Below are 12,028 nucleotides of genomic sequence, written 5' to 3'. Positions count from 1 at the left end.
CACTACCCCCTAACCTAACGCCAACAAGGCATCAAACATGGTGTTGGCAATCTTCATCGCCTGAGCTGAAGCCTCATAGGCCCGTTGATAGCGCAACAGATTGGCCGCTTCCTCGTCCAGATTGACACCCGAAATCGATTGCTGCTGCTTGATGGTCTCATTAAGCATGCTGGTTTGGGCCGTACTGGTGACGGATAGTTCATTAGTCTTGGCGCCAATCTGCCCTACCAATTGACCGTAAGCCCCCTGAAAACTGGCCGTGCCGTTCGCCAGGATGTTCTTGGTCTGCAACCCCGCCATCAGCAACGCATTACGGTTATCGCCGGTCGCATTGGTGTTGCGGTCCACGGTAAAGGTGTCGTTCACGGCCGGCGCGCCGGCGATTTGCACCGTCCAGCCGTTGAACGACAAGGTCGCTCCTGTAGCCGGGTTATATACCGTCCCGGGAGGGCCAACCAGCGTTGTTCCCAAGGTGTTATCGGTAACCGTGAAGTGGGTCGCATCGACAAAGGTCACCGTCACCTTGTTCTGCAGATTGGGGTTAAGCGGGAGGGGGGCGTTCACCGTGCCCGCGCTGATGGTCCCCGTACCCGTGTTAGCGATGGCGGCATTCCCGCGGATCGGGGCTGCAGCTGCAATTTTGGATGGGTCGCTAATCGCCACGGAGATGTCTCGCGCACCATCGGCGGTGGGACGAATCATGAAAGTGTCGCCCTTCATCATCCCAGCAGACAGGGTGACGCTAACACCATCCACCACTTGTGTCAGCGGCACGGTCGTGCCGAGATTGGTCGTAGTGTTGTCCGACAAGCGCAACATCGTATAGCTGGTTCCGTCGAACCGAACCTGGTAATCGCTGGTGGTCAATGCGGCGACATCGGTAATCGAGGCGGTCACAGTTGCCGTGCCGCCGTTGTTGGCGCCTTGGGATACGCGCGGAACGGCCGCAGTAAAAAGATCGCCCCCCAGCACCCCGGTAAGGTCCTGCCCCATCCGGTTCTGCTGGTTCATGCTTGCCGCCAGTCCCAGGGCGACCCGTCCCAGCGCGTTGCGCGCAGGCTCAAGGGTCTGGTCGCGGAACGTCAGGTAAGCCCCCACGTTCCCCCCCTGCAAACTGCTCTGCGGCAAGGGAATCGTATTGCCGCGAGTCTGGAAACCGATATCCAGCTTGCTCGGATCGCTGCTCGACTGGAGCACAGCCAACGAGTATGCCTGCTCATCCACCACCAACCCCTGCCCATTGCCGATGAACACGTTAACCGAACCGTCTGATTGCTGCTGCACCGTAGCCTTGACCTCCATGTTCAGTTGATTGATCAACTGATCGCGCTGGTCGAGCAGGTCATTGGGCAGCTGTCCCGGTCCGGCATTGGCTGTAGCCCGCTTGATGTTGCCGTTCAAGGCCGCAATTTGCTGCGCATAACTGTTGATCGTAGTTACGCTGCTGGTCAGTTGGCCGTTGAGCCCATTCGTAATATCGGTCAGACGCTGATCGATGGCCTGGAAGCGATTCACGGCGAATTGAGCGTTACTCAACAAAGTCTGGCGCGCCGGCAGGGATTCGGGACTGCTGGCGACCCCGTTCAATGCGTCGAAGAATTGTTGCATCGCGGGCGATGCACCCGCCGCCGGGTCGGCGAGCAGATTGTCGATCTGAGCGATCGACGTGTGATAAGTCGTCAAATAGGAGGCCTGCGTCTGCTCCTGCATGACCTGGGTAGAGATGAACTGGTCGTAGAGGCGTCTCACCGCGACAACATCGACCCCCTGGCCGAGGAAACCCGCTCCGGTCAGCTGCCCTGGCCGTGCCGCCTGGTCAACGACCTGCCGGCTAAATCCCGGCGTATTCGCATTGGCGATATTGTGCTGGGTAGTCGCCAAACCATATTGCGCGGCGTTCATCCCACTCAATGCCGAACTGAATATGTTGCTTCCCATGATATGTCCTTTAGTTCGCCCGACAGCAGCTTCATCCGGATTATCGGCAGGCAGGCCGGATTCTTTAGGGTCTACTCCCTAAATCCGTTGCACCGCCCAACTCCCAATGCGCAATTACCCTGTCAGATTCATCATCCCCATCACACGTGCCAGCTTGTCGGCGTATTTCGGATCGGTGGCATAACCCGCCCTCTGTATCGCTTGCGCCATACCTGCCGCATCGCCGCCCTGCTGCAACACCTCGGCGTAACGCGGGTTCTTGCCGATCATGTTGGCATGATCCTGGAACGCCTCGGCGTAGGAGGAATAGGCGCGGAATTTTTCGACCTGTTTATAGGCCACTCCGTTCCTGTATTCGGTGGTCATCACCTCGGCCACCTTGCCGTTCCAGCCGGCATTGGCCTTGATTCCAAACAGGTTATAGCTGTTGCCGCCATCCGCCGTGCGGATCTCGCGTCGCCCCCAGCCGCTCTCCAGCGCCGCCTGCCCCAGCATCAGCTGCGGCGGCACTCCGGTGGTCCGGCTGGCTTGCATGGCGTGCGGCAACATGCGATCGACGAAATCCTGCTGGGTGCTGCCGCTATAGGCCGAGGGCAGTACGGAAACCGGCTTTCCCGGAGCCGCTGTTGATGGCAATGACACCGGCATTTCCAACGGCTGCGCCCCAGACTTCTCCACGCCGCCTGCAGCCGGTGGCTGCCCGCCCATGTTGCGGCTCAACTGCTGAACCATGATGTCGGCCAGACCCACGCCGCGGCTGGACATGCTCTGTGCCAATTGCTGATCCAGCATGCCGGTAAACATCCGTGTCTGTTCGCTGTCGAACATGCCTTCCTGTGGCGTCGCTTCGCGCATGCTCTTCAGCATCATGTTCAGGAACACCGACTCGAACTGCTGTGCCGCGGTCTTGAGCGCCTGATCCGGCGAGTTCTTGGCCTGTGCGCGCAACTGCGCCAGGCTCTGGGTGTCCAGAGCCAGCTTGCCGGAGATGTCCAACCGGTCAACCATCTAAATGATCTCCAGTTCGGCACGCAACGCGCCTGCCGACTTCATCGCCTGAAGAATGGCCAGCAAGTCCTGCGGGGTCGCCCCGACCGAATTCAGCGCCTTGACCACGTCACTCAGGGACACGCCTTTTTCAAGCTGCACCAAGCCCCCCTTGTCCGTCTTGACGTCTATCGTGGTCTGCTCGGTCGTCACGGTCTGCCCCCGAGACCTTGCGGCCGGCTGGCTGACCTGGGTCTCGGTGTTGATCACCACGGTGAGGTTGCCATGCGCTACGGCACAGGCGTCCAGCGTGACCGCCTGGTTCATCACCACCGAGCCGGTGCGGGCATTGATGATGACCCTGGCAATGCCCTGCCCCGGGTTGATCTCCAGGTTCTCGATCCTGGAAATGAACGCCACTCGCTCATTGCCTGCCGGCGCGCGCACCTGGATCACCCGCCCATCCAGAGCGGCAGCAATATCCGGTGAGACTTGCCCGTTGATCGCCTCGACGATGCGGGTCGCCGTAGTGAAATCCGACGCTCTCAATTCCAGGTGGATGAATTCGCCTTGCCCCAACAGTGTCGGCACGGCACGCTCCACGGTCGCGCCCGCGGGAACACGCCCGACGCTCAGGTGGTTCACCTGCACCGATGCCCCACCGGCCGCAGCGCCCACACCGCCGACCAGCAGGTTGCCTTGTGCCATCGCATACACCTGCCCATCCGCCCCCTTCAGCGGCGTCATCAGCAGCGTGCCGCCGCGCAGGCTCTTGGCATTACCGATGGAAGACGCGGTCACGTCGATGGTTTGCCCCGGCTTGGAAAAAGGCGGCAAGGTAGCCGTCACCATCACCGCTGCGACGTTCTTGAGTTGCAGACTGGTGGCAGCCGGCAGATTGACGCCCATCTGCGTCAGCATGTTGATGATGCTCTGCACGGTGAACGGTGTTTGCGTCGTCTGGTCGCCGCTGCCATCCAGGCCGACCACGAGACCGTAGCCGATCAGCTGGTTGTCGCGCACGCCCTGGATGCTTGCCATATCCTTGATGCGGTCCGCCCCTGCCGCGAACGGCCACAGCACCGATATCATCAACAGCGTTACAAGGATTCGTTTCATTGCACAGTCCTTTAATTAGAACGGCAGCACCGACAGGAACAGACGCCCCAGCACATTCATCACGGAGGAGGTATCGAGGACCCCACTCCTGCCCTTGTATTCGAGATGCGCATCCGCCACTTGCGTCGACTGCACGGTGTTGCCGGCCGCGATGGTCGTCGGGTTCACTACGCCGGAAAAACGGATGTATTCATTGTTGGTATTGACCGCCACCTGCTTCTCGCCGCTCACCAACAGGTTGCCATTGGACAACACTTCGATCACCGTCACCGTGATGGTGCCGGTGAAGTCCACTGCGCCGGTACTGGCTCCGTTGTCGGCATACTTGCCGCCGGTACTACCGGACAACGTCATGCCAGTAAGCAACAGCTTGGGCGTTGCAGCATTACGCGTGATCGACGGCGTCGTGGCCGCCAGCGTGCTGCTGTGATTCGCACTGGCGCTCGATTTGTCGTTCGCCGAGGTCTTCTCCACGATATTGATGGTGATTGTGTCGCCGACATTGCGCGCACGGTAATCCTCGAACAGCGGATGCTGGTTCTGACCGGCATGGAAAATCGCCCCGTCATTGTATGCCACCGGCGCTTTTGCCACCGGTCTGGCCGTCATCGGTTGCTGGATGTTGGTCGAGGGTGCCGCACATCCGGCCAGCATCAGCATCATGGAAACGGCAATCAACAAATTACGCATTACTGCTCTCCTACATTTGCGACAAACGCTGCAACATCTGATCCGACGCCGAGATCGCTTTGGAATTGATCTCGTATGCACGCTGCGTTTGTATCATATTCACCATCTCCTCCACCACATTCACATTAGAGGTTTCCACATAATTCTGGTTCAACAGCCCCGCACCATTGGTGCCCGGCACATTGGTGCCGGGCGTACCGGAAGAAACGGTTTCCTGATAGAGGTTTTCGCCCTGGCTCATCAGACCGGACGGATTGACGAAAGTCGCGAGCTGCAGACTACCCACCTGCACCGGCGCAGCCACGCCAGGCTGAGTGACGCTGACCACGCCGTCGCGCCCGATGGTGACCTTGAGAGCATTCGGGGGGATAGTGATCGCGGGCTGGACCGGAAAACCGCTGGCGGTCACCAACTGGCCCTGGGCATCCATCTGGAACGCGCCATCGCGGGTATATGCGGTCGAACCGTCCGGCATCAGCACCTGAAAGAACCCCGCCCCCTGGATCGCCACATCCAGCTCGTTACCGGTCAGCTGCAGATTGCCCTGGGTGTGGATGCGTTCCGCAGCCACCGGGCGCACGCCGGTACCGATCTGCAAACCGGAGGGTATCTGGGTCTGCTGAGAAGACTGCGCGCCGGGCTGGCGAATGGTCTGGTACAGCAAATCCTCGAACACCGCGCGCGAACGCTTGAAGCCGTTGGTGCTGACGTTGGCCAGGTTATTGGAAATGACATCCATCTGGGTTTGCTGAGCGTCCAGACCGGTCTTGGAAATCCACAGGGAACGTATCATGATCCTATCCTTTCATTGGGTGCATCGTGTTAGCCGGCAAGGCTCATTATCTGGCTGGCCCGTTGCGCGTTGTTGTCCGCGCTTTGCAACATCTTCATCTGCATATCGAACTTGCGCGCCAGCGAGATCATCGAGACCATCGCTTCCACGGTGTTCACATTGCTGCCTTCCAGGTTACCCGCCACCACTTCCACCTTGTCGTTCGCGGCAGCTGCGGGACCGCTCTTCAGGCGGAACAGGCCGTCGCCGCCGCGCTCGAGCTGGGCCGGGTCCGGACTGACCAGTTTCAGCCTGCCCAACGTGACCGCCGATTTGGCCTGAGCCGGATCGGTCGGAACCGTGGATATGGTGCCGTCCTTGGCGAAGGTGACTCCTGTGTCGGGAGGGATGGTGATCGGGCCAGCGTCGCCGACCACGTTCAGGCCGGTGCGGGTCTGCAGCACGCCGTTCGGCGTGATCTGGAAACTGCCGTTGCGCGTGTAGGCCTCCTTGCCGTCCGGCCCCTGCACGACGAGCCAGCCCGCCCCGTTCACCGCCACGTCCAGCTCGCGTCCGGTCGGCTGAAAGGCCGCCGGAGTGAAATCCGAACCCGCGGTAGAGTCCACCACAAAGGTGCGGGTCGGCAAACCCTCGCCCACCAATGGCACGGCACGGAAGGTGTTCAGCGTGGCACGGAAACCCGGCGTGTTGGCATTGGACAGATTCTCCGACACCGCAGCCTGCTGCTGCAGCACATGTGAAGCACCGGTCATCGCGGTGTAGATCAGTCTGTCCATATCTCCCTCCTAAACCGTCCATTCAATCGCGTTAGCGCAAGTTAACTATGGTCTGCAGCACCGCGTCCTGCGTCTTGATGGTCTGCGCGTTCGCCTGATAGACGCGTTGTGCGGTGATCATGTTCACCAGCTCTGCGGTCAGGTCCACGTTGGAATCTTCGGTCGCGGAAGACTGCAGCACCCCGAGACTGCTCGAACCGGGCGCGCCGACCAAGGGGCCGCCGGAAGATGCAGTTTCCGCCCAGGAATTGTTACCCAGTGGCTGCAGGCCTTGCGGACTGGTAAAGTTCGCCAATGCTATCTGCCCCAGAGGGCGCGTCTGACCGTTGGTATACCGTCCCAGTATCGTGCCATCCGAGCTGGTGGCAAAGCTGCTCAAACGGCCGGAGGTATACCCGTCCTGGGTCATGCTGTTCACACCGAAATTGCCGCCGTATTGCGAGGATTTTGCAAAATCGAACGTCAGTGTTTGCGGTGCCGCGCCGGCCGGGGTGAACGATGCCGAAGTCACCTGGCCAATCGAGAGCGGAGGCACCGCAGCAGGGCCGGTCAATTGCCCCAGGGTATTGAAGGTAAGCGTCGTCATCGGGGTTCCCGCAGCCGGGAGTTGAGCACCGTCCACCGTGAGGTAAGTGTTCCAGGTGTTGGATGCAACCCTCTGGAAGTACAGCGAAGCTATGTGACTGCTTCCCAGACTGTCATATACCGTCAACGAAGTGGAATTGTTGTAGGTTGCCGGATCGAGAGGATTGAACACGCCGGTTCCAGTGGCAGTTAACACGGGGGCTGCGCCGAACAGCGTAGCCGCCGCCGTACCGGCCGGTGCGGTGATGGTAGATGCGGTGCCGGCAGAACCGGATGCCATGGTAAGGATGCCGGCCGCATCCGCCGTCACTACTACCGTCTTGCCTGCAGCGACCAGCGCTGCGCTTGCATTCATTGCCGTCTGCACCGCGCTCGCCAAAGCTGCGCTAGTAGTATAGGTGCCCGCCGGAATGGTCACGGCGCCGGATGCCACGCCATCCACCGTGGCACTGAGCGTAGCGCCTGCCGGGATGGTCAGGCCGGCGGCGGCGTTTCCCACCACCTTAGCCTGAGTAAGGCCGGTCGGGAAAGTTGAGCGCGAGTCCAGATTCAAACCGGCCCCGATCGGCACACCGCCGGCAGCAAGATTAGAGGTCTGTTTAGGTGTCAGATCGGCAGAGGAAATCTGTATCGGTGTCGGCTGTGCACCGCTAATCCTGCCGTTGACGGCTGCAAACCCGGTCACCTGATGGCCCTGGTTATTGACGATAAAACCGTTCTTGTCCAGCTGGAACTGGCCATTGCGGCTGTACACGATGGCGCCGTTCTGGTCCACCATGCGAAAGAACCCCTGGCCGCTGATTGCAGTATCCATGGAGTTGCTGGTATTGGTGATATTGCCCTGGGTGAATTGCTGGGTAATGTTGGCGACCTTGACCCCGGTCCCCACCTGTAACGCCCCCGAACCTGCGAGGGAAGTCGCATACAAATCCGCAAATTGCGCCTGGGATTGCTTGAAACCGACGGTATTGGCGTTTGCCACGTTATTGCCGATGGTATCCAGTTGCTTGGCCGATGCATTCAGTCCGCTTAATCCTTGCTGAAAAGCCATGATGTTCTCCTTGTATTAAACAATTTGCCTGACTTGTGACATCGCAATGCCGTCCAGCTGCCCAACGCTCAACGCCAACCCCTGTGCGTCCTGCGTAACGCTATTCACCATGCCGAACTGCAACGTCGCCGCATCCACCTTATTGCCTGACTGCGTGGCATTCACGGTGAAGGTGTAGCTGCCATCCGCCACCTTGATGCCGGCATCGTTACGGCCATCCCACTGCCAGTTCACCAAACCCACCGGCTGCGAGCCCAGGCTGATGTTGCGCACCAGCGCACCGGCCTTGTCGTAGATGGAAACGTCCAGCTTGTCCACGGACTGTGTCAGATCGGCGCCGCCGTAGGCCGTGCCATTGCTCAGATCGACGCCCTTGCCCGGCACCAGCACGCCATGGCCAATCATGCCGGCCGCCGCCTGCATCGACTGGCTGGACATCATGCTGCTGCTCAACGCCTGCAGGGTGGCATTCAGCTTGTCGATGCCGCTCACCGTGCTGAGCTGCGCCATCTGCGAAGTCACCTGGGCGTTATCCATCGGGTTCAGCGGATCCTGGTTCTTCATCTGCGTGACCAGCAGCTTCAGGAAACGGTCCTGTGTATTCGCCACGCCGGACGCGTCCGTGGTGGAACCCGCTTTCGCCTTTGCGTTGATTGCAGCGTATATATCCGCTGCCGAACCGCTATTTTGTACATTGTCGACCATGTCGTTCTCCTGTCATTGACTTTTCATCTATCACTGGCCGATGGTCAGCGTCTTGAGCAACAGCGTCTTCGAGGTATTCATCACATCCACGTTGTTCTGGTAGGCGCGCGAGGCGGAGATCATATTCACCATCTCGTCCACCACGTTCACATTCGGCATCGCCACGTAACCCTGCGCATCCGCCATCGGGTGCTTGGGGTCGTAGACCATCTTCATGGGCGAATTATCCTCGACCACCGACGCGACTTTTACGCCCTGGGAGCTTCCGCTCCCCGCCACGGGCGTCGCACTGAACACCACCTGCTTGGCCTTGTACGGCTGACCGTTGGCACTGGTGGTGCTGTCGGCGTTCGCCAGGTTGCTGGCCACCACGTTCAGGCGCTGCGATTGCGCCGCCATTCCGGAACCCGCCACATTAAAGACATTGAACAGAGACATGATCTACCCCTTTTTAGCCTTGAATCGCAGTCATCATCGACTTCATCTGCTCGCTGACGAATCGGACGCTGGCTTCATAACGCAATGCATTGTCGGTAAATTGCGCGCGCTCCACATCCATATCCACCGTATTGCCATCGGCGCTCGGCTGGATCGGCTTGCGGTACATCATCTGGGCGCCCAGAATCGAACCTCCCGCATTGCCCTCCAGATGCTGCGGCGAAGTCTTCACCACCGGCAATTCGGTAGATGTCCCGGCCATCGCGTTTTGCAGCGCGCTGGCGAAATTGATGTCTCTTGCCTTATAGTTCGGCGTATCCGCATTCGCGATGTTGGAAGCCAGCACCTCCTGCCGCGCCGCACGCAGGCTCAGCGCAGCTTGATGAAAGCGCGTCAAATCGTCCAGTTTGTTGACCATCTTGCCCTCCATCCGGCCACTTTGCCTATTTACATGGACGGCATACTAAATCCGCACCTGTCGCGACTATCTGCCGATAAGCGGCAGATTTCTGCCTCAATTCCGGCTTATCCGGCCCTTCCCTAAACCGGCCGCGCCCCGCACAATACCGCCATGAAAAGAATGCTTATATTTGTCAGCTTGTTGCTGGCGTGTGCCGTGGCATCGGCCGCGCCCCAAAGCCATGCGCAGATCAGGAGCGTCGCGGACGCCTTCGTACAGCAGCAAACTGCCGCACTGCCCGGCAAAGCCACCTACAAGATAGAGGAAATCGACCGGCGTATCGCGCTGCCTGAATGCGCCAGGCTCGAAGCCTTCCTGCCGGCCGGCAGTCAGCTCATCGGAAGGACGGCGGTGGGGGTGCGCTGCCTAGAACAGAACGGCTGGAGCATCTTCGTCCCGGTGCAAGTTAGGTTGAGCCTCGACCTGCTGGTCACCACGCGCCAGTTGCCCTTGGGGCATACGCTGCAGGAAAGCGACATCGCCACACAAGCGACCGAAACCTCGCAGACCGCCTCGGGATACACCGACCCCAAACAAGTGATCGGCAAAGTGTTGCGCTACGGCATCACCGCCGGCCAGGTGTTGCGCGAGGACATGCTGCGCGCCCCTTACAGCGTGACGCAGGGGCAAGCGGTACAACTGACCGTGCAAGGCAAGGGTTTCAGCATACGCAGCGAAGGCGTCGCCCTGAACAATGCAAGCGAAGGACAGCCCGTACAGGTTCGCGTCGCCGCCGGGCGCGTGGTCAGCGGCGTGGCGCGCGCCGGCGGCGTGGTCGAGATCACCCCCTAGTTGCAAGTGCGCTACAATCGCCACCGAAATAAAAATCGCGAACACCCTAAAGTTTTTCCTATGCCTGCCGATATGAGGTCAACGACAGGATGTTGAGTGTCGTCAGATTGAGAGGACAACCGTGAAAATCGACAAATCCAATAATGCGCTGCCCGGCAAATCCGTAGGGGACGGGGCATCGCGCACTGCCAACAAGGGCAAGGCCGAGTCATCCCCGGCGCCGCAACAAGGCAGCACCAGCGTCTCGCTCGGCACGACGGCGACGCAATTGCGCAGCATGGAAAGCAGCATGGCCGGCTCCCCGGTCGCCGATTCGGCGAAGGTGGCGGAAATCAAGCAAGCCATCAGCGATGGCCGCTTCAAGGTCAATTCCGAAGTCGTCGCCGATCGCCTGCTTCAGACCGTGCGCGACCTGATCGACAACAGGGCACGATAGTTGAAACACGCTTCACCATTGCTTGCCGCGCTGACCGCCGAACGCGCGGCGCTGCAGAAGTTCGTGGCCTTGCTGGAACGCGAGCAAGTCATGCTGGTGGAGAACCATACCGACCAATTGCTCGAACTGTCCGAGCAAAAATCCCAGGATGCGCTTGAGCTCAACAAACTTGCCGAGGCGCGTCGCGCCTTGCTGAAACAGCATCTCCCGCAACTTACCGTCGAAGCGATTCGCGCCTGGCTGGAAACACACAGCCGGGAGGGATTGGCAGTCTGGCAGGAAGTCCTCTCCCTGGCAGAACGCGCCCAGCTGCTCAATAACGCCAATGGCGCGGTAATCCAGATGCAGTTGCGCCATAACCAGCAAACGCTTGCCGTATTGAGCAACGCGGTGAACAAGGCCAATCTTTACGGCCCCGATGGGCAGCCCAGCTTCTCCCCGGGCAGCGGAAGATCGCTGGGCAGCGGTTAAGGCGCGGCTCCCCCTGTCGCGCCATTCCCGGGCGCACCCACCCGTTCTACATCAGGCGACACGATAGTGATGGTCACGCGCCGGTTCTTCGCCCGGTTTTCCGGATTGTTGTTCGGCGCCAGGGGCTGATTCGACGCCAGCCCCACTACCGTCAGGCGTTTTGCCGGTACACCGTTATCGATCAGCAGCCTGACCACGCTGCTGGCGCGCGCGGAAGACAGCTCCCAGTTGGAAGGGAACTGCGCAGTGGCGATCGGGATGTCGTCGGTGTGCCCCTCCACCTCGATGGCATCTTCCTCCTGGGCAAGCACGGCAGCGACCTGTTTCAGCACACCAACCGAAGCCGGCTGCAACGTGGCCTCGCCCACCCCGAACAAGGCGCTCGCGCTGATATCCAGCACCACCCCGCGCCGGGTCTGAACGATATTCACCTGCCCCTGCCTGACCATCGACGCCATCACCTGGTTCAGGTTGCCGGCGAGCTTTTTCATGCGCTCCTGTATCTTGCGCTGCTGCTCGCCCAGGCGCGCGGTGCGCCGGTCCACCAAGGCCCGCAGTTTCTGCTCCTCGGGGCTGAGCATCTGGATATCGGAACTGGTTTTAGGCTGATTGGTGAAAGCGATGCTCAGTGAATCGCTGAACACCTTGTACTTGCCCTCGTTCACCGAGGAGATGGAATACATCACCACGAAGAAGGCGAACAGCAAAGTGACGAAATCGGCATAGGAGATCAGCCAGCGGTCGTGGTTGTCATGGTCGACCCGTTTTTTCCGGCGTGCCATAGATA

General features: G+C 60.1%; 14 protein-coding genes. 3 read left to right on the top strand and 11 right to left on the bottom strand.

The window, feature by feature from the left end; all coding sequences use genetic code 11:
- Window positions 1–9 precede the first annotated feature (9 nt).
- From flgK to flgB, 10 genes are all read right to left on the bottom strand, one after another.
- Window positions 10–1,938, bottom strand: coding sequence for a flagellar hook-associated protein FlgK (flgK, locus tag FGKAn22_RS02330; protein ID WP_212786379.1), 1,929 nt, complete (start codon window positions 1,936–1,938; stop codon window positions 10–12).
- Between the two features lie 114 nt (window positions 1,939–2,052).
- The gene (flgJ, locus tag FGKAn22_RS02325; protein WP_212786378.1) at window positions 2,053–2,946 is read right to left on the bottom strand and encodes a flagellar assembly peptidoglycan hydrolase FlgJ; all 894 of its coding nucleotides are present in this window, start codon (window positions 2,944–2,946) and stop codon (window positions 2,053–2,055) included.
- Complete coding sequence (locus FGKAn22_RS02320; RefSeq protein WP_212786377.1) at window positions 2,947–4,044, bottom strand: flagellar basal body P-ring protein FlgI; 1,098 nt, start codon at window positions 4,042–4,044, stop codon at window positions 2,947–2,949.
- Window positions 4,045–4,059: 15 nt separating this feature from the next.
- Window positions 4,060–4,734 carry a flagellar basal body L-ring protein FlgH gene (locus FGKAn22_RS02315; RefSeq protein WP_212786376.1) on the bottom strand — a complete coding sequence of 225 codons (675 nt, stop codon included), beginning with the start codon at window positions 4,732–4,734 and terminating at the stop codon, window positions 4,060–4,062.
- Between the two features lie 10 nt (window positions 4,735–4,744).
- Complete coding sequence (gene flgG, locus FGKAn22_RS02310) at window positions 4,745–5,527, bottom strand: flagellar basal-body rod protein FlgG (RefSeq protein ID WP_212786375.1); 783 nt, start codon at window positions 5,525–5,527, stop codon at window positions 4,745–4,747.
- A 29-nt stretch (window positions 5,528–5,556) separates the two neighbouring features.
- Window positions 5,557–6,303, bottom strand: coding sequence for a flagellar basal-body rod protein FlgF (gene flgF, locus FGKAn22_RS02305; protein WP_212786374.1), 747 nt, complete (start codon window positions 6,301–6,303; stop codon window positions 5,557–5,559).
- Between the two features lie 31 nt (window positions 6,304–6,334).
- Complete coding sequence (locus tag FGKAn22_RS12580) at window positions 6,335–7,939, bottom strand: flagellar hook protein FlgE (protein ID WP_281411894.1); 1,605 nt, start codon at window positions 7,937–7,939, stop codon at window positions 6,335–6,337.
- A gap of 15 nt (window positions 7,940–7,954) precedes the next feature.
- Window positions 7,955–8,644, bottom strand: a complete 690-nt coding sequence (locus tag FGKAn22_RS02290) for a flagellar hook assembly protein FlgD (RefSeq protein ID WP_212786373.1) — start codon at window positions 8,642–8,644, stop codon at window positions 7,955–7,957.
- A 30-nt stretch (window positions 8,645–8,674) separates the two neighbouring features.
- Window positions 8,675–9,082, bottom strand: a complete 408-nt coding sequence (gene flgC / locus FGKAn22_RS02285) for a flagellar basal body rod protein FlgC (protein WP_212786372.1) — start codon at window positions 9,080–9,082, stop codon at window positions 8,675–8,677.
- Window positions 9,083–9,095: 13 nt separating this feature from the next.
- Window positions 9,096–9,500 (bottom strand): flagellar basal body rod protein FlgB, encoded by a 405-nt coding sequence (flgB, locus tag FGKAn22_RS02280; protein ID WP_212786371.1) that lies wholly within the window; start codon window positions 9,498–9,500, stop codon window positions 9,096–9,098.
- Window positions 9,501–9,653: 153 nt separating this feature from the next.
- Between flgB and flgA the strand changes: the two genes are divergently transcribed.
- From flgA to FGKAn22_RS02265, 3 genes are all read left to right on the top strand, one after another.
- A complete protein-coding gene (flgA, locus tag FGKAn22_RS02275) occupies window positions 9,654–10,334 on the top strand; it encodes a flagellar basal body P-ring formation chaperone FlgA (protein WP_212786370.1) in 681 nt (226 codons plus the stop codon).
- Window positions 10,335–10,455: 121 nt separating this feature from the next.
- Window positions 10,456–10,770, top strand: a complete 315-nt coding sequence (gene flgM, locus FGKAn22_RS02270; protein WP_212786369.1) for a flagellar biosynthesis anti-sigma factor FlgM — start codon at window positions 10,456–10,458, stop codon at window positions 10,768–10,770.
- Window positions 10,771–11,241 (top strand): flagella synthesis protein FlgN, encoded by a 471-nt coding sequence (locus FGKAn22_RS02265; RefSeq protein WP_212786368.1) that lies wholly within the window; start codon window positions 10,771–10,773, stop codon window positions 11,239–11,241.
- Here FGKAn22_RS02265 and motD read toward each other — a convergent pair.
- Window positions 11,238–12,023: a flagellar motor protein MotD gene (gene motD, locus FGKAn22_RS02260; protein WP_212786367.1), complete on the bottom strand. Its 786-nt coding sequence runs from the start codon at window positions 12,021–12,023 to the stop codon at window positions 11,238–11,240. The two genes, FGKAn22_RS02265 and motD, sit on opposite strands and share 4 nt — an antisense overlap.
- Between the last annotated feature and the right edge of the window lie 5 nt (window positions 12,024–12,028).

Source organism: Ferrigenium kumadai, from assembly GCF_018324385.1.
GTDB lineage: Bacteria > Pseudomonadota > Gammaproteobacteria > Burkholderiales > Gallionellaceae > Gallionella > Gallionella kumadai.
The sequence above is the reverse complement of the archived record's forward strand: the minus strand, read 5'-3'. Positions and strand labels throughout refer to the sequence as shown.

What these genes read in the sequence shown, in the direction of transcription:
- flgK (WP_212786379.1), bottom strand. Translation starts at nt 1,938, where the DNA reads ATGGGAAGCAACATATTCAGTTCGGCATTGAGTGGGATGAACGCCGCG.
- flgJ (WP_212786378.1), bottom strand. Translation starts at nt 2,946, where the DNA reads ATGGTTGACCGGTTGGACATCTCCGGCAAGCTGGCTCTGGACACCCAG.
- FGKAn22_RS02320 (WP_212786377.1), bottom strand. Translation starts at nt 4,044, where the DNA reads ATGAAACGAATCCTTGTAACGCTGTTGATGATATCGGTGCTGTGGCCG.
- FGKAn22_RS02315 (WP_212786376.1), bottom strand. Translation starts at nt 4,734, where the DNA reads ATGCGTAATTTGTTGATTGCCGTTTCCATGATGCTGATGCTGGCCGGA.
- flgG (WP_212786375.1), bottom strand. Translation starts at nt 5,527, where the DNA reads ATGATACGTTCCCTGTGGATTTCCAAGACCGGTCTGGACGCTCAGCAA.
- flgF (WP_212786374.1), bottom strand. Translation starts at nt 6,303, where the DNA reads ATGGACAGACTGATCTACACCGCGATGACCGGTGCTTCACATGTGCTG.
- FGKAn22_RS12580 (WP_281411894.1), bottom strand. Translation starts at nt 7,939, where the DNA reads ATGGCTTTTCAGCAAGGATTAAGCGGACTGAATGCATCGGCCAAGCAA.
- FGKAn22_RS02290 (WP_212786373.1), bottom strand. Translation starts at nt 8,644, where the DNA reads ATGGTCGACAATGTACAAAATAGCGGTTCGGCAGCGGATATATACGCT.
- flgC (WP_212786372.1), bottom strand. Translation starts at nt 9,082, where the DNA reads ATGTCTCTGTTCAATGTCTTTAATGTGGCGGGTTCCGGAATGGCGGCG.
- flgB (WP_212786371.1), bottom strand. Translation starts at nt 9,500, where the DNA reads ATGGTCAACAAACTGGACGATTTGACGCGCTTTCATCAAGCTGCGCTG.
- flgA (WP_212786370.1), top strand. Translation starts at nt 9,654, where the DNA reads ATGAAAAGAATGCTTATATTTGTCAGCTTGTTGCTGGCGTGTGCCGTG.
- motD (WP_212786367.1), bottom strand. Translation starts at nt 12,023, where the DNA reads ATGGCACGCCGGAAAAAACGGGTCGACCATGACAACCACGACCGCTGG.